This window comes from Marinobacter salarius (assembly GCF_032922745.1).
Lineage (GTDB): Bacteria > Pseudomonadota > Gammaproteobacteria > Pseudomonadales > Oleiphilaceae > Marinobacter.
The window spans coordinates 3,388,257-3,406,301 of the sequence record NZ_CP136693.1 but is presented as its reverse complement, the minus strand read 5'-3'; the positions used below and the strand labels follow the sequence as shown (position 1 = coordinate 3,406,301).

Below are 18,045 nucleotides of genomic sequence, written 5' to 3'. Positions count from 1 at the left end.
GTTATCGAGCAATTATTGAATAAGTACCCTGAGCTGTTTCTTCACCCATCGGTAGGTACCTTCGGGGCGGAAGTTCACCAACAGCTCGGATTCTCCTCCGGATTCACCCGCAACAAAATACTCCACAGACGCTGACTGCCAGTCGAAAGAGTGCACCACCACATCCTGATCGCGGGTGCTGATGGCTTCGATGGTATCCAGTTGCGGCTGATCGGCTATCTTGCGTACCCGCACGGTTTTAATAGCGGTGTCCGAAGCGGGGAATTCCGCCACATAATCGTCCAGGTAATAACGGTTGGCCAGTTGGGTGGTGATGGTGTCCAGTTCCCGCGTGAGATAACCCTCGGCGTCCTCGACATCCACATCCTCCAGGCTGCGAACGGCGTTGAGGATGCGATCGCGCTTGCTTTGCAGGTCCTCCCGATACTCGACGTCTTCGTCACGGTCCTCTTCTTCGTCCGGGCGAGGGTCCGCGTTGGCGATTTCCTCTTCGGTGGGTGGGTCTTCACAAAGCTCATCGTCGGCTGGGTAGAAGCAGATGCTTTGCAGCAACTGGTTGGCGGGAGACGGCGAGTTGCCGCCTTCGGCGAAGTCGCTTTCAGGAACATTGAAGTCGATCGGCGCGTCCAGGTCGGGTAGCGCGGCATTCAGTTGCGTAATAACCCGCTCCCGTATGTCGATGCCCTGGCCATTGGAGAGGTTCAGGCTCCAGTTGAGCGCCAGTAGAAACCGCGTCATGTTGATCAGGGTAACTTCATCCTGGATCAGTTGCTGTTCTGTCAGTCGGTGGTTCTGCAGTCCTTCGTCGGTGGTGCCTGGTATCTCCAGCGCAGTTCGCAGGTCCGGGAAGAATTCCAGAGGGGTGACAATGGACCGCGCGGGAATCCCATCCGCCAGTTGCAGGTTGCCGACGCGAAGGCTGATCCGTTCGCCGGGGTAGTAGTTGAAGCGTCCGTTGGCGTCAGTGGTGCCGTTGCGGCTGGCTGTGGAATAGGTAAGCCCGGTGATACCCGCCGGCATGAGCTGCCCCGTGCGTGAACCGTCATCTCCGCCGCTGCCGTCGCCACCGAAGCACCCGGCCAGTAGGACCGTTAATGCGAGCGGGCAAATCAGAGACGGTAATGCAGATGTGAAGTGAACGGATCTCATGGTGGCGCGTACATTCCCTGGCGTTCGGTCGGTGGTGCAAGACCTTTTGTAAGTTGTTGTAACCGGCATTATAAGGACGGCACTGGTGCCATATCGGGAAACCTGTCGCAGTTTGGGGTTTTAGTCGGTGTAGCGGGATTGCGCCGAACTACTTGAATTTCACTTTCCGGGCCTCCAGTTATAGCTTTTGTTTTTTCTATTCCACTATTGGGCGCGGCAGCAGCATTGTCGGTGGCCCCTGCAGCTCTGGATTCACTATGACCAACGCACTTGAAATCGAAGGTCTGGTCAAGACCTATGGCGACGGCTTCCAGGCCCTGAAAGGGATTGACCTGCATGTCGCCGAAGGTGACTTTTTTGCCTTGCTAGGACCCAACGGGGCGGGGAAGTCCACCACCCTTGGCATTGTTTGCTCACTGGTGAATAAAAGCGCGGGCAAGGTTCGCGTATTCGGATCTGACATCGACACCCATCTATCGGACGCCAAACTGAACCTGGGTGTTGTGCCCCAGGAGTTCAACTTTAACCAGTTTGAGAAGGTGTTCGACATTGTGACCACCCAGGCGGGCTATTACGGTATTCCTCTGAAGAAGGCATCGGAGTCCGCAGAAAAGTACCTGCGCCAGCTTGGGCTCTGGGATAAGCGCAATACGCCGGCCATGATGCTGTCGGGGGGCATGAAGCGGCGGCTGATGATTGCCCGGGCGCTGGTGCATGAACCCAAGCTGCTAATTCTGGATGAGCCCACGGCCGGGGTGGATATCGAGTTGCGCCGCTCCATGTGGACGTTCCTGGAAGAGATGAACCGACAGGGCACCACCATCATCCTGACCACCCACTACCTGGAGGAAGCGGAAGCCCTGTGCCGCAATATTGCCATCATCGACCACGGCAAGATCCTGCGTCACACCAGCAAGCGAGCGTTGTTGCAGCAGTTGAGCTCTGAAACCTTTGTGCTGGACACCGCCGAGCCGTTGACGGAAGCACCGGTGCTCGACGGTTTCTTCAGTCACATGGATGACGAGGGTGCCCTGGTGGTGGATGTGGAAAAGGGCCAGAGTCTGAACGGCATGTTCATCCAGCTGGAAGAGCAGGGCGTTCGCGTGGTCAGCATGCGCACCAAAGCCAACCGACTCGAAGAGCTGTTTATCCGCATGGTTGAGGACAACAACCCCCGTAACGCCACCCAGGGAGAAACCGCATGAGAACGGATGCGATGCTGACCGCGTATAAAACCATCGTCACCCGTGAAATCCGTCGCTTCATGCGGATATGGCCACAAACCCTGTTGCCACCGGCGGTCACCATGACGCTGTACTTTATTATTTTCGGCAACCTCATTGGCTCGCGCATCGGGGTGATGGGCGGCTTCGATTATATGGCGTTCATTGTTCCAGGGCTGATCATGATGTCGGTGATCACCAGTTCCTACGCCAACGTGGTGTCGTCGTTTTTCTCCATGAAGTTCCAGCGCAGCATTGAGGAGTTGCTGGTGTCACCTGTGCCCAACTGGGTGATCCTCGCCGGCTATGTAACAGGTGGTATGTCCCGGGGATTGGGCATTGGGTTGATCGTAACGCTGCTGTCACTGGGCTTTACGCAGTTGTCGATCCATCATCTGCCGATGGTGATCCTGACGGTGTTCCTGACATCGGCGCTGTTTTCGTTAGGTGGTTTCATCAATGCCATGCTGGCGACCAAGTTTGATGATATTTCCATTGTGCCGACCTTTGTTCTGACACCGCTGACATACCTGGGCGGGGTGTTCTACTCGATCGACATGCTGCCGGGGTTCTGGCAAGGGGTGTCGATGATCAACCCGATACTCTACATGGTGAATGCCTTCCGCTACGGTATTCTGGGCGTGTCGGATGTTAATCCCTACGTTGCCCTTGGTATGATTCTGCTGTTTATTGCCATTCTGTCTGCCATTTCCCTGCGCATGTTGGCGCGCGGTAAGGGCATACGTCACTGATGAAGGTTTCCCAGGATTGATCATGGCCCTTAATGATGCCCCGCTGGGCAAATCCAGCGACTACCCGGATGCCTACGATCCGCAATTGTTGTTTCCCGTGGCACGGGAGGAAAACCGTTGCCGCATCGGCCTGGAGGATGGCCGCTGGCCCTGGTTCGGGGAAGACTTGTGGCAGGCCTGGGAAATTTCCTGGTTGCGCACCGGGGGCGTGCCCGCAGTCGCCTGGGCGGAAATTCGGGTGCCTTCGGCGTCGCCATCCATTATTGAGTCCAAGTCCCTCAAGCTGTACCTGAATTCCCTGAACCAGACGGTGTTTTCCTCCGCCGATCAGGTTCGGGATGTGATTGCCCGTGACCTGTCGAGCGCAAGCGGTGCGGCGGTCAATGTAGACCTGCACAGTGTTGATCAGGGAGCGAGAGCGGTCGGTCGGCCGGAAGGCTTCGTGCTGATCGACGACGAGGATGTGGAATCCGTGGGCTACGACTACAACCCGGACAGCCTGCAGGCGACGGGTGATGTGGTGTCGGAGAAACTGTGTTCGCACCTGCTGAAAAGCAATTGCCCGGTCACCGGCCAACCGGACTGGGCAACGGTGCTGATCGATTACACCGGCCCGGCGATGGACCGGGCAGGGCTGCTGCAATACATCGTGAGTTTTCGCCAGAAGCAGGACTTTCATGAGCATTGTGTGGAAACGATGTTTACCGACCTGATGGCCCGTTGTCAGCCGCAGAAGCTGTCGGTTTGCGCCCGTTATACACGGAGGGGTGGTCTGGATATTAATCCATGGCGCAGCACCAACCCGGAGGAGGCAGTAGGGCCACGGTTGATCAGGCAGTAGGTGTAAAGGCGGGAACGGTCAGGAATCCTCTTCCTGACGCAGTCGCTCGGCGGCATCCTCGAGTGCAGACAGGATGGACTCCCGCTCCCGTTCGGTGATTTTTTCCGAATCCAGGTACATGGCAAAGCCATTGCGTTCGTGCTCAAGGAAACTGCGGTTGGGGCCCATGTCGCGGCGGAAATCCACCACTTCGTAGATGGAGACCGGGCGGCCGAAGCCTTTCACCGTGATCTCGCCCTTGTCGCGGCACATGATGCGGTCCTTGATCAGCGAGAAGGTTTCGTAGGAGATCAGGATTTCACCGGGTTCAGCCAGGGATTCCAGGCGGCTGGCCAGGTTCACTTCCTTGCCGATGATGGTGTAGTCCATACGGTTCTCGGCGCCGAAGTTGCCAACGGTGGTGTAGCCTGTGCTGATGCCCATGCGGATTTCCAGCGGTGTCTTGATACCCTGGCTGCGCCATTTCTGCCGCATGATTTTCATGTGTTTACGCATTTCCACCGCCATGGACACGCAGGCGAAGGCATCTTCTTTCTGGCCCCGGCTGGTGGGGTCACCGAAGAAAATCATGATGGAATCGCCAACGAACTTATCGATGGTGCCGCCGTATTTGAGGGCCACTTCCGACATTTCATTGAAGTAGTGGTTCAGCAGTTCCGTCAGTGCTTCCGGCTCCATCTCTTCGGACAGCTCTGTAAAACCCTTGATGTCGGAGAAGAAAACGGCCAGTTTCTTGCGTTGTGTTTCCAGCCGCACGTCCCTTTCGCCGGTAAAGATGGACTGCCACACCTGCGGTGACAGGTACTTGGAGAGTTTGTGGGACAGGGCAATGGATTGTTCCCGCTGATTCTGGATCTGGGTTTTTGCCATCATCAGCGCGCGGGCCTGCTGATGGGAATAGAACGCAGTCACACAGATATAGAGGCCGGTGGCACTGATCGCGATAATACTGGTGATCATCGGCGACTGCAGCGACTCGGCGGGGCCCACGATGGCAACGCCGATGGCGCCGCAGGCGGCCATGATCATGGTGCCTAGCAGCCACTGGCGGATGCCGCCCACAATCAGGCAACTGAACATCAACATCAGTACCACGGCCACGGAGGGTATGGCGATCAGGCCGATGCAGCCGACAAATCCGCCCCCGATGGCGCAGTCCAGCAGCAGCATTTTCTGGCGGATACGGGGTGAGTTGCGAAGGAACGTCCTGCGGGTGAGCTGATGGGCGATGTGTGGCCAGGTAAGGGCGCCGGCAAGCAACCACAGCATCCAAAGGCCGAAAATGTCCTGGAGTACACCGGAGACTATAATGCCGGCAGTCGCCGTATACGCCAGTATTCTGCCGTTGTAATCCGGCATGGGGGGAATGGCAATCGGATGGTTCTGCGCGTCAAGCACGGCGGCCTTGCTGGCACTGGTACTGGCGTTACGCAGGTCAATCGGTGCGCTCATCATTCAGAAACGGATCCGCCCGACGAGCATATCTCTGAACATCACCCAATCGCCCATCAAACTGTACAGTGGGTGTTTGAAGGTGGCGGGTCGGTTTTTCTCGAAGCCATAGTGGCCAACCCAGGCAAATCCGTAGCCGATGACGGGCAAGAGCAACAGATAGAGGAACTTGGCCGTTACAATGGCATAGAGTGTGACGAGGATGACCAGTAGGCTGCCGACGAAGTGAAGCCTGCGGCAGTTTACATCGCTATGTTCTTCAAGGTAGTACGGATAGAAGTCCGCGAAACTGCGGAATGTTTGCTGTTGGCTCATAGGGCGTCTACCGGCTCGCTTATCGTTTTTAAGGTAGATAGTACTGTCTGATAGTGGAAAGTACTTAGACTAAAGACTAACAGTAAACCATCTGTCCCACAATTCATACGGTCGTTTGGCCCGAACTGACGTATTGAAATCAACCAAAGCGAGGCGATATGACAGCAGTAATGGAAGCCCTGTTAAACCGATCTTCAGAGCCACGCCTGGAGGCGCCAGCACCGGACCCGGAAACGCTTGAAAATGCCTTTGCCTGCGCCGCGAGGGCACCGGACCATGCGCTGCTTCGGCCCTGGCGGTATCTGGTGATTGAGGGAGACAAGGCATTGAACGCCCTGGGCGAATTGTTTGCTGCCACCTGTGGCGACGACGCCTCGGAAAAGGAACGGGAAAAACACCGCAAGAAGGCATTGCGGGCGCCTATGGTGATCGTTGGCATTGCGTGCTATCAACCCCATCCCAAAGTGCCGGAGATCGAGCAGTCCATGTCGGCCGCGGTGGGGATGGGGTATTTGTTGCTGGCTCTGGAGTCCGCCGGGTTTGGAGGCATGTGGCGTACCGGTGCCATGGCGCACGATCCAGCTATCAAACGAGGCTTGGGGCTGCAGGACAATGAGATCATAACCGGGTTCCTGTATACCGGCAGTGTCAGTGCGAACAAGCCCAGCATACCCAGGCCTGACCCCAAAGAGTTTGTCCGGCGCTGGCCCCACTAGTTGCCGCCCCGTTGCCCCCGCCCCGGCGCGGGGGAAATCCCTTGCCGCTTTCCGCCCTCAATTTACGATTCGGATAAGCCGATACCTGCCTCAGCCCGCACACCGCAACACCTCCTGAAAACTGGCATTGCGATTGCTTTTACCTCTGCAAGAACGCACAAACGGCAAAACGACCAACGCCGTGTGCAGGAATCGGAGGCACTATGGCAATTTCCCTGGACAAAGCATTAGGCATTCATCAGCACGCCCTGGAAGGCAGGGTAAAGCGTGCGGAGGTGTTGGCCAACAATCTCGCCAACGCCGATACCCCGGGCTATAAGGCGCGGGATGTGGACTTTCAGGCGATGATGCAGAAGGCCCAGGACAGCATGAGTGGTTTCGGCATGACCCGTACCCACGAGTCCCATATGGACACCTCGCCCATGGGCGCCGACAGCGAATTGCTCTATCGGGTACCGCACCAGCCGTCCGTGGACGGCAATACGGTGGATGCCCAGCAGGAGCAGACCCGCTTCATGCGCAATGCCATGGATTACCAGGCCAGTTTCCAGTTCCTGGACGGAAAGGTTTCAGGCATCAAAAAGGCACTCTCTGGCCAGTAAAACTGGGCGCAGCCATTAACTGAGGAGCACCATCATGTCTCTGGGTAACATTTTCGACATCGCCGGTTCCGGTATGACAGCCCAGTCTCTGCGGCTGAACACCACTGCGTCCAACATTGCCAATGCCGAGACGGCCAGTTCCAGTACGGATCAGACCTATCGCGCCCGCAAGCCTGTTTTCGCGGCGATACAGCAGTCCATGCTGAATCCGTCTCAGCAGAGCATGGCGTTTGGCAGCGACAACGGCCCGGGGGCAGGCGTTCGGGTTGAAGGCATCGTCGAGAGCGATGCCGAGTTGCAGATGCGCTACGAGCCCGATCATCCCGCCGCGAACGAAGATGGGTATGTGTTCTACCCCAACGTCAACGTGGTTGAAGAGATGGCGGACATGATGTCGTCGTCGCGCAGCTTCCAGATGAATGTGGACATTATGAACAGCGCCAAATCCATGATGCAGCGTATCCTGACCCTGGGTCAGCAGTAACCGAGCGAGGATTGAATCATGAGCGTAGTGAATAACACGACAGACGCTTCGGATGTGCTGAGCCAGTATCGAGTGCAGCAGGACCAGGCCAAGAGCGGAAGTGAGCTTGGCAAGAACGAGTTCATGGAATTGATGATCGCTCAGCTCAAGAACCAGAACCCTCTCGAACCTCAGGACAACGGCGAATTCATCTCCCAGCTGGCGCAGTTCAGCTCCCTGGAGGAAATGCAGAGCCTGTCCGGCAGTGTCGACGATATGGCCAGCCAGTTCCGCTCCACCCAGGCGTTGCAGGCCTCTGCGATGGTCGGGCGTACGGTCTTGGCACCATCATCCATAGGTGTGCTTGGCGCGGACGGTGAGATTTCCGGCAACGTTTCCGTTCCGGCAACCACTTCCGGGTTGAGGGTATCCATTGAGAATGCATCCGGTGAACGGGTGCGGCAGATTGATCTGGGTGAGCAGCAGCCGGGCCAGGCAGCGTTCAGCTGGGACGGCAAGGATGGTAACGGCAACAGTTTGCCACCAGGACGCTATAAGGTGGTGGCAGAAGCCTCGTACCCCGGCGGGCTTGAGCAACTCGGCACCATGGTCAGCGCCAATGTGGACAGTGTGTCGCTGGGGCAGGGTGGCAGCATTACTCTGAACCTGGCCGGCATGGGCTCCATCGCGCTGCAAGATGTTCAGCAGATTAATTGATACCGGTGAAACAGTAAGAGGTGGAGTATGGGTTTTAACACAGGTCTTAGCGGTTTAAGGGCGTCATCGGTTGATCTGGATGTCACCGGTAACAACATTGCCAATGCGAGCACAGTAGGTTTCAAGAGCAGTCAGGCGCAGTTTGGCGACCTGTACGCTAGTGGTTTCCTGAGTGCCGGCACCAATCCGATTGGGGACGGTGTGCGGGTGCAGGACGTGAAGCAGAATTTTGGGCAGGGCAATATCAGTTTCACCGACAACGGCCTGGACCTTGCCATCAACGGTGACGGTTTCTTTGTGCTGAATAATGGCGGTGAGGTGCGGTATTCCCGTGCCGGCCAGTTCGGTGTCGACAAAGACGGGTTTGTCACCAATAACCAGAACATGCGGGTTCAGGGCTTCGTTGCCGATGAAGACGGTAACCTTTCCGGTATTCGTGGTGATCTGCAGGTTGAAACCGATAATCTGGCGCCTCGTCGGACCACGAATCTACGCTCGGACCTGAACCTGGATTCCCGGGAAACCGTGTTGGAACGCCGAGTTGCCGATATGGGTGATTACACGGCGCCCGCCGGCTCCACCGGTTTTCCGTCTGAAACCTTCGAAATCACCTACGCAGATGGCAGCGTGGTGAGCGTGCCCATCAACGCGGCGGGATCAACTGATTTCTCAGCGGCTGACGTTGTGGATGTGCTCAATGGGCAGGACGGTCTCTCTGCCTCCGCGACCACCACCTATGAGGGGATGTCCGAGGCGGACTTGAACGCCGCCATTGCGGCTGGCAACTTCAGCTTTGACCTTGCGGTAGGCGGGGTCACTGTGCCCGTTGATACGACAGGTGTGACCGATGCGGCTTCGCTGGTCACTGCAATTAACAACGCCCAGGCGCCGACGATCTCGGCGTCGCTCACAGGCGGTAACCTGAGGCTGATCGACAACCGTGGCAACAACGTCACCGCCGGTTTTACCAGCGACGGCCCGAACCAGGCACCGGAGACAACCGTTGGCACGGTGAGGCCGCAGGCCGATCGGGAGATTACCGATATTGCGTCAACCAGCGGCGCCACGAACCTCACGGATTCATGGAACGCACGCAACATTGAGATTACCAACCAGTTCAATCCGCTGGATCAGCGTACCTACAATCACGCAACATCGACCACCGTTTACGACAGCCTGGGTAACTCTCACGAGATGACCCAGTTCTACGTCAAGCAGCCAGCACCGGGTAATGGTGTGGGTGTCAGCGAGTGGTCAGTGTATTTGCAGATAGACGGTGAATTTGTTGCGGGCACCGATCAGAACCCCTATCAGGCTCGCTTTGACCAGGATGGGGAGCTGCAGTCCGTGAATGGTGACCCCAATGGCGAAATTCTGATCAGTGACTGGACGCCGAAAGACGCCGATGGCACGCCGAACGGCGCTGACGGTCCTCCAGCACCCGGAGAGGTTATCACCACGCCGATTCCAGAGCCCCCCACCACCTCGGCCTTCGTTCTGGACCTTGGCAATACCACCCAGTACGGGAGCAACTTTGGCGTAAACGACCAGCGCCAGAACGGGTATGCCACTGGCAGGCTGTCGGGCCTGGATGTGTCCGACCAGGGCGTGCTGTTCGCCCGCTACACCAATGGCCAGTCGCAGTCCCTGGGGCAGGTGGCCCTTGCATCGTTCAACAACACTAACGGACTTTCGCCTGTCGGGGAAACCACCTGGGTTGAAACCTTCGAGTCCGGCCAGCCCATTATCGGTGCACCTGATACCGGAACCCTGGGGTCGATCAAGGCCAGTTCCATCGAGGAGTCCAACGTGGATCTTTCGGCGGAACTGGTGAATCTGATCATTGCCCAGCGTAATTACCAGGCTAACGCCAAGACGATTGAAACCTCCGATGCGGTTACCCAGACCATCATCAACCTCCGCTAATTCTGAAATGTGAACATGGCACAACTCCTGCTTGGGTATAGGAAAGACTGGAAACAGTCAATATTCCGGCAGGAGTTTTCCCATGGACAAAGCCCTCTATATAGGAATGTCCGGCGCCAAGCAGAACATGCTGTCCCAGCGCGCCCACGCCAATAACCTGGCAAACGTCAGTACCACGGGTTTCAAGGCGGATTTCGCCCAGGCCCGCAGTATGCCGGTTTTTGGTGAGCATCATCCCACCCGTGCCTATGCCATGGCCGAGAGGCCCGGAACAGACCTGGCCGCCGGTGCATTGATGGACACTGGCCGCAAGCTGGACGTCGCCGTAGAAGGTGATGGCTGGCTGGCCGTCCAGAATCAGCAGGGCGAGGAAGTATTCACCCGTTCCGGCAGCATGCAGATCGACGTCAATGGCCTGATGCGTCTCTCCAGCGGAGAGATGGTCATGGGTAATGGCGGACCGGTGGCGCTGCCGCCGTTCGATAATGTGCAGATTGGCGCGGACGGAACCATTTCCGTGGTTCCCGTTGGCGGTCCGCCGGACCAGTTGGTTGAGGTGGATCGACTGAAGCTGGTGAACCCACCCCGGGACGCGCTGGAAAAAGGTGCAGATGGCTTTATCCGTCGCAAGGCGGACCAGGCGCTGGATGGTCCAGAGCCGCCTGATGCCAATATGCGCGTCGCGTCGGGGTTTCTGGAAAGCTCTAACGTCAACGCCGTGGAAGAGATGATCTCCAACCTGCAGTTGTCCCGTCAGTATGAAATGCAGGTAAAGATAATGACCACCGCCAACGAGAATGCCGAGGCGTCGGCACGACTGTTGCAGAACCTCTGATAAACCCTATGAACATCGCCCGGGTGAGCGCAGAAGCGGCAAAAATCGGCCGCATTGAAAACGCCCCCGGCAAGGAGTAGACGACATGCATCCAGCACTTTGGGTCAGCAAAACCGGGTTGAGCGCGCAGGACACCAATATGTCCACGATCTCCAACAACCTGGCTAACGTGAACACCACTGGTTTCAAACGCGACCGCGCGGTGTTTCAGGATCTGCTGTACCAGATCGACCGGCAACCCGGTGGTCTGAATACCCAGAACTCGGAGCTGCCGTCCGGTCTCCAGTTGGGTACCGGTGTTCGCATCGTCGGCACCTCCAAGCAGTTTTCCCAGGGCAACCTGGAAGTCACCGAGCAGCCCCTGGATATGGCCGTGAACGGCCGCGGATTCATGCAGATCCTGCTCCCGGACGGGCAGATCGCCTATACCCGCGATGGCCAGTTCCAGTTGAACTCCAACGGCGACATCGTTAACCCGGACGGCTACCTTCTTGAGCCCAATATCAATGTTCCTGAGAATGCCACCAACATCACTATTGGCAAAGATGGCACGGTTACAGCTGTGACGGATGATCAACAGGCGCCACAGAATCTTGGCCAGATTACCCTTGTTAATTTCATTAACCCTCAGGGCTTGCAGGCCATCGGCAACAACCTGTTCAAAGCCACCAATGCCAGTGGAGATCCGGCGGAAGGTGTGCCAGGTCTCTTAGGTCTAGGGTCTCTGGAACAGGGCATGGTGGAGTCCTCCAATGTGGAAGTTGTGGAAGAATTGGTCAACATGATTACCACCCAAAGAGCTTATGAGATGAACTCGAAAGTGGTCTCCGCAACCGACCAGATGCTCCAGTTTATTACGAATAATATAGGCTAACCCTGAGAGGGCGCAGGGAGAAGAGTTATGACGCGTGCGTATCATGGAAACAGCAGATTGAGCCAGATCAGTTCGGTATTGATGATTGCTGGACTGGTCATACTTCAGGGATGTACGGCGCTTAGCCGAGAACGTCCTGTGCCGGACGACCCCGCCTATACGCCGGTTCGAGCGGATAATATGATGCAGCGTGACCCCAACTCTGGCGCCATCTACCAGTCGTCTCGCAACTACAGTCTTTACGGAGATACTGTGGCTCTGAACGTTGGTGATGTGCTCACAGTTAATCTGGAGGAGTCTACCCGCGCTAGCAAGAATGCCGACACCCGTATTATCAAGGACAATGAAATCACATTGCCCGAGCCAAACATTCTGGGCAGGAACAACTTTGGGATCGGTACTTCACTTAACAAAGAGCGTGATTTTAAAACCAGAGCCGATGCTGATCAGAGCAACAGTCTTGCTGGCAGCATTACAGTCTCGGTGACTGAGGTGCTGCCTAACGGCGTGCTGAGAGTACGAGGCGAGAAGTGGCTGTCCCTGACCAACGGTGATGAGTATATCCGCCTGACCGGTCTTGTTCGCCCGGAGGACATTTCGCCGGACAACACTGTGGCGTCCAATCGTATTGCTGATGCCCGTATTGCCTACGGCGGTACCGGTGATTTCGACCAGGCTAACCAGATGGGCTGGCTGGCGAGGTTCTTCAACAGTGAGTGGTTCCCGCTATGAAAATGCTGAGGTTTGGGATACTGATGATTGCGCTCTCCGTGATCGCAGCGCCGGTGCTGGCGGACCGCCTGAAGGACCTGGCGCGCATCAAGGGTGTGCGTAACAACCAACTGGTCGGCTACGGGCTGGTGGTTGGCCTGGATGGTACTGGTGATAAAGCGCCGTTTACCAACCAGACCTTTCGCAACATGATGACCCAGTTCGGCATTACCCTGCCGCCGGGCGTGAACCCCAATCTTGCCAATGTGGCTGCGGTTACCATTACCGCGAATCTCCCGCCCTTCGCCAAGCCAGGCCAGGAACTGGACATCACAGTGTCCTCCATCGGCAATGCCGACAGCCTGCGTGGCGGTACCCTGTTGATGTCGCCGTTAAAGGGGGCAGACGATCAGGTCTATGCCATGGCTCAGGGTAGCCTGGTGGTGGGTGGCTTCGGTGCCCAGGGCGCCGACGGTTCGCGGATTACCGTGAACGTTCCCAGCGTTGGCCGGATTCCCAATGGCGCCACCATTGAGCGGGAAGTGATGTCGCCCTTTACCCGTGGCGATACCATCACCTTCAACCTGTTGCGGGCTGACTTCACGACGGCTCGCCGGGTGGTGGAAGCGATCAATGGTCAATTGGGCCCGGACATGGCGTATGCCCACGATGCGACCTCGGTCTCCGTCAAGGCGCCGAGGGACCCATCCCAGCGCGTAAGCTTTCTGTCGATTCTGGAAAACATTGAGGTTAATCCGGCGGAAGACGCTGCCAAGGTGGTCATCAACAGCCGCACCGGCACCATTGTGGTAGGGCAGAACGTCAAGGTCAGCCCGGCGGCGGTGACCCACGGTAACCTGACCGTCACCATTGAAGAGAATCCCGAAGCCAATCAGCCAAACCCGTTCACCGATGGTGAGACGGTGATCGAGCCCAATACCCAGATCGCCATTACCGAAGATCCGGCCCGAATGTTCCAGTTTGGCCCGGCGGTCACCCTGAACGAGATTGTCCAGGCCGTGAACCAGGTAGGTGCGGCGCCCGGTGACGTAATGGCGGTGCTCGAAGCCCTCAAACAGGCCGGCGCCTTGCGCGCTGAGCTGATTGTGATTTAGGGGGCGTGATGCAGGATTCCAGTCTCCAGAAAGCCCAGGTTTACACCGATTTCGGCGGTCTGAACGCGCTGAAGGCCCAGGCCAGGACCGACAAGGAAGCGGCGCTTGAGGAAGTGGCGAAGCAGTTTGAGGGCCTGTTCCTGTCGGAAATGGTCAAAGCGATGCGCAAGGCCGGTGATGTGTTTGCGGAGGGTAACTACCTCAACAGTCAGCAGTCGGAGTTCTATCGAGAGATGTTCGACAGCCAGTTGAGCCTGACGCTATCGCAAAAGCAGGGCACCGGTATATCCGATGCCCTGGTGCGCCAGCTAAGCCGGCAGATTCCTGGCATGGATGAGAAGGGTGAGCCGATGGCGGCCCATAAGACCGCGCTGGCGGACTATGATCGTAGTATGCCGGTGCTGTCTCCGCGCCTGCCCGAGCAGATGGACAAGGTGAATCAGGTGGCTGACACCGCCCGCAGAGAGCCTGCACAGGAAATCAGCACCGTCATGCCAAGCCGGTTTGAGTCACCGGAACAGTTTGTCCGTGAACTCCTGCCCGTCGCCGAAAAGGTAGCGGCGCAAAGCGGTATCAACCCAAGGTTGATGATTGCACAGGCGGCACTGGAAACCGGTTGGGGCCGGCACATGATTGAAGGCGACGGTGGTTCTCCCAGCTTTAACCTGTTCGGTATCAAGGCAGACACCCGCTGGCAGGGTGAGTCCGTAAACATTGCCACCACGGAATTCCGCGAAGGCGTGCCGATGAACGAACGGGCCGCGTTCCGGGCCTACCCGGACTATGAATCCAGCTTCCGGGATTATGTCTCGTTCCTCGAATCCAATCCCCGTTATCGGGATGTGCTGGCGGCCGCGGACGATCCCGAGTTGTTTGCAAACCGGCTTCAGGAAGCGGGCTATGCCACCGATCCAAACTACGGTGCCAAGATTCGCCGCATTATGAACAATGACTCCATGGCAACGTTGTCCATGGGTACGGGTAGGGCTGAGGAGTAAGCATTATGGCAGGACTTATCAATATTGGTCTGACCGGTATCCTCGGACACCAGGCGGCGCTGAACACCACCGGTAACAACATCACCAATGCCAACACGCCGGGTTACAGCCGTCAGGAGGTGCAATTTGAAACCCAGTCGGCGCAGCGCACCGGCGCGGGCTCTATCGGTACCGGTGTCAGCATCACCAACATCCGTCGCCTGGCGAACGAATATCTGACGCAACAGGTGCGTGAAGACACCTCTTTGTTTGGTGAGCAGGAAGCGCTGAACTCGGAATTGTCGCGCCTGGATAACCTGCTTGGCGGCGAAACCACCGGCCTGAGCAATGCCCTGAACAATTTCTTCGCGAGCCTGCAGAATGCTGCCGAAGATCCGGCATCGTTGCCCCAGCGCCAATTGGTGTTGAGCGAGGCGCAACAGGTGGTGAACCGCTTTGAAGCCCTGAATCAGGAATTTATTCAACAGCGGGAATCCGTCAAGACCCAGATGGAGCAGGGCGTCAAGGACGCCAATACACTGTTGAAAAGCATTGCACAGCTGAACCTGGCGATCTCCGAATCCCCCGGCTTGGCCCAGGGCCGTGAACCCAACGAGTTGCTGGATAAGCGCGACGAAAAACTGCGTGAGTTGTCTGAACTGGTCAACATCAGCGTGGTGCAAGCGGAAGGTAGCCAGGTGAACGTGTCGCTGCGCAATGGGCAGGCGTTGGTGGTTGGTGACAGGGCGGCACAACTGGGAACCCGCGATAACGCGGAAGACCCGACCAGATTGGAATTCACCCTGACGACCGGTGGCCGGACCCTGAACGTGGACAGCCAGGTCAACGGCGGCAAACTCGGCGGTTTGCGGCGGTTCGAATCAGAGGCCCTGCAGCCTGCTTTTGCCGAACTCGGCCGGGTTGCGATTGCCTTGTCCGAAACCCTCAATCATCAGCATGAAATTGGCATGGACCTTGAGGGCGATCTGGGGGGGCTGTTTTTCAGTGACATCAACTCCCAGGCGGCCCAGCGCGGCCGGGTGATTGCCAATACCAATAACGGAGCCCCGCGGGACGCTCAGCTTGCGGTCCAGATTATCGACAGCTCCCAGCTTCCCGCCGGCAGCTGGTCCTTGCGGTTTGGCGGCGACGGTCGGAACTTCGAATTGGTGGATCGGGCCACGGGTGAGGTGGTCAACCAAGGCCGCCTGCCGGACCCTGTTCAGTCCGAAATATCCATGCCGGGGTTCAATATCCGTATTGAAGGGGGAACCTTCAATGCCGGTGACAGTTTCCTGATCGAGCCAACCCGGAACGCGGCGGCCAATATCGGCCTGGAAGTCAATCGTGAAGAGGATCTGGCCTTTGCGAGCCCGGTAAGGGCGGAGGGTTCTGCAGGTAATACCGGTGATGCCACTATCAACCAGGGCAAGATGCTGGATGTCAGGGATCCGTTTACCAATTCGTTGCTGAGCAATTTCCGACAGGACGGGCAACTGGACCCACCACTGGACATCCAGTTCCGTGACGATGGTGGCCAGCTGGTCTATGACATTGTTGACGCCAACACGAACACGGTGCTGCAGGCAGGTGATGCCGCGGCAGTGCCTCCGGTCAATGTGTTCCAGGCAGGCCAGTCCAACAAGCTGTTTACTGAGGATCCGCGCTCGCCGGATTATTTCGGCTTTCAGTTCGAAATCTCCGGCAACCCAAGGCCCGGAGATTCGTTCAGTATCAATTACAACACCAACGGTGTCTCAGATAACCGCAATGCAGAGTTCCTGGCGGCGCTGGGAACCGAGAATACCCTTAACAATGGCAGCCAGAGTTTCGCCGAGGGCTACGCAGGGTTGGTGGAAGACATTGGCGTAAAAACCCGGCAGAGCCAACTGGATAAAGACGCCGGCAGCACGCTGCTGGAGCAGTCCACCAATCAGCGGGAGTCCGTCTCTGGCGTCAACCTGGACGAAGAGGCCGGCAAGCTGATCCAGTACCAGGCGGCCTACAATGCGTCCGCCCAGGTGGTGAGCGTGGCCCAGGATTTGTTCAATACCCTGTTGCAGAGTTTCCGGTAACAGTGCGAGGTGATGTGACATGATCAGAATTTCATCACAACAGATATTCTCCGGCGGTATAAACCGGCTGCAGGAACTGAATAGCAGCCTGAACCAGACCCAGGAGCAGATTTCGACGGGCAAGCGGGTCAACAAGCCGTCGGACGATCCCGTTGCGGCAGCGCGCATTCTCAAGCTTGATCAGGAGCTGTCCCGGATCGAGACCTATCAGCGCAACGCTGGGCTCGCGGAAAACCGGTTGCAGCAGGAGGAAAGCGCGTTGGCCAGTTCGGTGGATGTTATCCAGCGGATACGGGAGCTGACCGTCCAGGCTGGTAACGGCTCGCTGTCACCGAATGATCGCAAATCCATCTCCTCGGAAATGAAAGAGCGTATCGGGCAGTTGGCCAACATTGCCAATACCCGTGATGCGTCCGGCGAGTACATTTTCAGTGGTTTTCAGGGTTCCACCGCGGCTTTCGGGAAAGATGCTTCCGGCAGTTGGGTGTACCAGGGTGATGAGGGCCAGCGCGTGCTGGAGATCGACGATGGCGTAACGGTGCCTATCAGCGATCATGGCAAAGGCATCTACTCTTCGGTTCCCGCGGCAGTGTTTGCCGAGAGTGACCCTGGCAATGCGGCCGCCGCTCGAATCGATGGTATTCAGGTGATCAATGATGGCGCATTGTCGGCGGTTTCACCGGACGATATCACCATTACCGTTGATACCGTTGCGGGAACGGTCAGTGCTGTGAATAGCCGCACCGGCGATCCCCTGACTGTGACTCCAGCGGCGTATACCAGTGGTGAGTCCTTCGAAGTTGCCGGTGTGCAGGCGACGATTACCGATGCGGGCGATGGCGATGAGTTCACCCTTCGCGCGGGGGAGAGGCAGTCGGTGTTTGCTACCATCGAAAACCTGATTGACGGCCTCGATAACATCGACAAAGGTTCGCCGGCCGGGCAGGCGGCCTATGACGACCTGATCGCAGCGTCTTTGCAGAATCTGGACAATGCCCAGGAAAGCATTGTTCAGAAGCAAACGGAAATCGGCGGGCGCCTGAACGCCGTGGACTCTACCAAATCGTTCCTGGAAGACTCGTCTGTGTACAGTGAGGACATTCGTTCGCAACTGCGTGACGTGGACTACGCCGAAGCTATCAGCAACTTGAGCTTCCAGAGCTTCGTGCTGCAGGCTGCACAGCAGTCGTTTGCCCAGGTCTCCCAGCTGTCGTTGTTCGATCGCTTGTAAAAAGCCTGCCGGAACAAGGAAGTCCGGCACTTGTTATTGCTTTCAGATTCAACCTCAGTATAATCCCCAGC

The 18,045-nt window shown here is 57.3% G+C and carries 18 protein-coding genes; 15 read left to right on the top strand and 3 right to left on the bottom strand.

Going from position 1 to position 18,045, the window contains the following annotated elements:
* Positions 1 to 12: 12 nt before the first annotated feature.
* Positions 13 to 1,149, bottom strand: a complete 1,137-nt coding sequence (locus R1T46_RS15730; protein WP_075196863.1) for an organic solvent ABC transporter permease — start codon at positions 1,147 to 1,149, stop codon at positions 13 to 15.
* 257 nt (positions 1,150 to 1,406) lie between these two features.
* On the opposite strand from R1T46_RS15730, the gene R1T46_RS15725 reads away from it, so the two are divergent.
* From R1T46_RS15725 to queF, 3 genes are read left to right on the top strand one after another with little or no spacing between them, the layout of a single operon-like run.
* Complete coding sequence (locus tag R1T46_RS15725) at positions 1,407 to 2,354, top strand: ABC transporter ATP-binding protein (RefSeq protein ID WP_036208221.1); 948 nt, start codon at positions 1,407 to 1,409, stop codon at positions 2,352 to 2,354.
* Positions 2,351 to 3,124: an ABC transporter permease gene (locus tag R1T46_RS15720; RefSeq protein WP_036208218.1), complete on the top strand. Its 774-nt coding sequence runs from the start codon at positions 2,351 to 2,353 to the stop codon at positions 3,122 to 3,124. Before R1T46_RS15725 ends, R1T46_RS15720 begins: the two co-directional genes overlap by 4 nt.
* 22 nt (positions 3,125 to 3,146) lie before the next feature.
* The gene (gene queF / locus R1T46_RS15715) at positions 3,147 to 3,965 is read left to right on the top strand and encodes an NADPH-dependent 7-cyano-7-deazaguanine reductase QueF (protein ID WP_317306089.1); all 819 of its coding nucleotides are present in this window, start codon (positions 3,147 to 3,149) and stop codon (positions 3,963 to 3,965) included.
* A gap of 18 nt (positions 3,966 to 3,983) precedes the next feature.
* Here queF and R1T46_RS15710 read toward each other — a convergent pair whose 3' ends face one another.
* On the bottom strand, positions 3,984 to 5,420 hold the full coding sequence (locus R1T46_RS15710; protein ID WP_317306088.1) for an adenylate/guanylate cyclase domain-containing protein: 1,437 nt from the start codon (positions 5,418 to 5,420) through the stop codon (positions 3,984 to 3,986).
* The gene (locus R1T46_RS15705; protein WP_199448905.1) at positions 5,421 to 5,732 is read right to left on the bottom strand and encodes a DUF962 domain-containing protein; all 312 of its coding nucleotides are present in this window, start codon (positions 5,730 to 5,732) and stop codon (positions 5,421 to 5,423) included.
* 158 nt (positions 5,733 to 5,890) lie between these two features.
* On the opposite strand from R1T46_RS15705, the gene R1T46_RS15700 reads away from it, so the two are divergent.
* The 12 genes from R1T46_RS15700 to flgL all read left to right on the top strand — a co-directional run bounded on the left by R1T46_RS15700 (position 5,891) and on the right by flgL (position 17,974).
* Entirely contained in the window at positions 5,891 to 6,448 is a 558-nt protein-coding gene (locus tag R1T46_RS15700) for a nitroreductase (protein WP_288353455.1), read from the top strand.
* A gap of 203 nt (positions 6,449 to 6,651) precedes the next feature.
* Complete coding sequence (flgB, locus tag R1T46_RS15695) at positions 6,652 to 7,050, top strand: flagellar basal body rod protein FlgB (protein WP_036208203.1); 399 nt, start codon at positions 6,652 to 6,654, stop codon at positions 7,048 to 7,050.
* A 34-nt stretch (positions 7,051 to 7,084) separates the two neighbouring features.
* Positions 7,085 to 7,534 (top strand): flagellar basal body rod protein FlgC, encoded by a 450-nt coding sequence (gene flgC / locus R1T46_RS15690; RefSeq protein WP_036208201.1) that lies wholly within the window; start codon positions 7,085 to 7,087, stop codon positions 7,532 to 7,534.
* 18 nt (positions 7,535 to 7,552) lie between these two features.
* A complete protein-coding gene (locus tag R1T46_RS15685; RefSeq protein ID WP_317306087.1) occupies positions 7,553 to 8,230 on the top strand; it encodes a flagellar hook assembly protein FlgD in 678 nt (225 codons plus the stop codon).
* Positions 8,231 to 8,257: 27 nt separating this feature from the next.
* Positions 8,258 to 10,156, top strand: a complete 1,899-nt coding sequence (locus R1T46_RS15680; protein ID WP_317306084.1) for a flagellar hook protein FlgE — start codon at positions 8,258 to 8,260, stop codon at positions 10,154 to 10,156.
* An 82-nt stretch (positions 10,157 to 10,238) separates the two neighbouring features.
* Complete coding sequence (locus R1T46_RS15675; protein WP_075196859.1) at positions 10,239 to 10,991, top strand: flagellar basal body rod protein FlgF; 753 nt, start codon at positions 10,239 to 10,241, stop codon at positions 10,989 to 10,991.
* 85 nt (positions 10,992 to 11,076) lie between these two features.
* On the top strand, positions 11,077 to 11,865 hold the full coding sequence (gene flgG, locus R1T46_RS15670; RefSeq protein ID WP_317306082.1) for a flagellar basal-body rod protein FlgG: 789 nt from the start codon (positions 11,077 to 11,079) through the stop codon (positions 11,863 to 11,865).
* A gap of 81 nt (positions 11,866 to 11,946) precedes the next feature.
* Positions 11,947 to 12,597 (top strand): flagellar basal body L-ring protein FlgH, encoded by a 651-nt coding sequence (flgH, locus tag R1T46_RS15665; protein ID WP_374700689.1) that lies wholly within the window; start codon positions 11,947 to 11,949, stop codon positions 12,595 to 12,597.
* Positions 12,594 to 13,691 (top strand): flagellar basal body P-ring protein FlgI, encoded by a 1,098-nt coding sequence (locus R1T46_RS15660; RefSeq protein WP_075196856.1) that lies wholly within the window; start codon positions 12,594 to 12,596, stop codon positions 13,689 to 13,691. The genes flgH and R1T46_RS15660 overlap by 4 nt, the downstream gene beginning before the upstream one ends.
* Positions 13,692 to 13,699: 8 nt before the next feature.
* Positions 13,700 to 14,689, top strand: coding sequence for a flagellar assembly peptidoglycan hydrolase FlgJ (gene flgJ / locus R1T46_RS15655; protein ID WP_041333184.1), 990 nt, complete (start codon positions 13,700 to 13,702; stop codon positions 14,687 to 14,689).
* A gap of 5 nt (positions 14,690 to 14,694) precedes the next feature.
* On the top strand, positions 14,695 to 16,743 hold the full coding sequence (gene flgK / locus R1T46_RS15650; RefSeq protein WP_075196855.1) for a flagellar hook-associated protein FlgK: 2,049 nt from the start codon (positions 14,695 to 14,697) through the stop codon (positions 16,741 to 16,743).
* Positions 16,744 to 16,762: 19 nt separating this feature from the next.
* The gene (gene flgL / locus R1T46_RS15645; RefSeq protein ID WP_041333186.1) at positions 16,763 to 17,974 is read left to right on the top strand and encodes a flagellar hook-associated protein FlgL; all 1,212 of its coding nucleotides are present in this window, start codon (positions 16,763 to 16,765) and stop codon (positions 17,972 to 17,974) included.
* Positions 17,975 to 18,045: the final 71 nt, after the last annotated feature.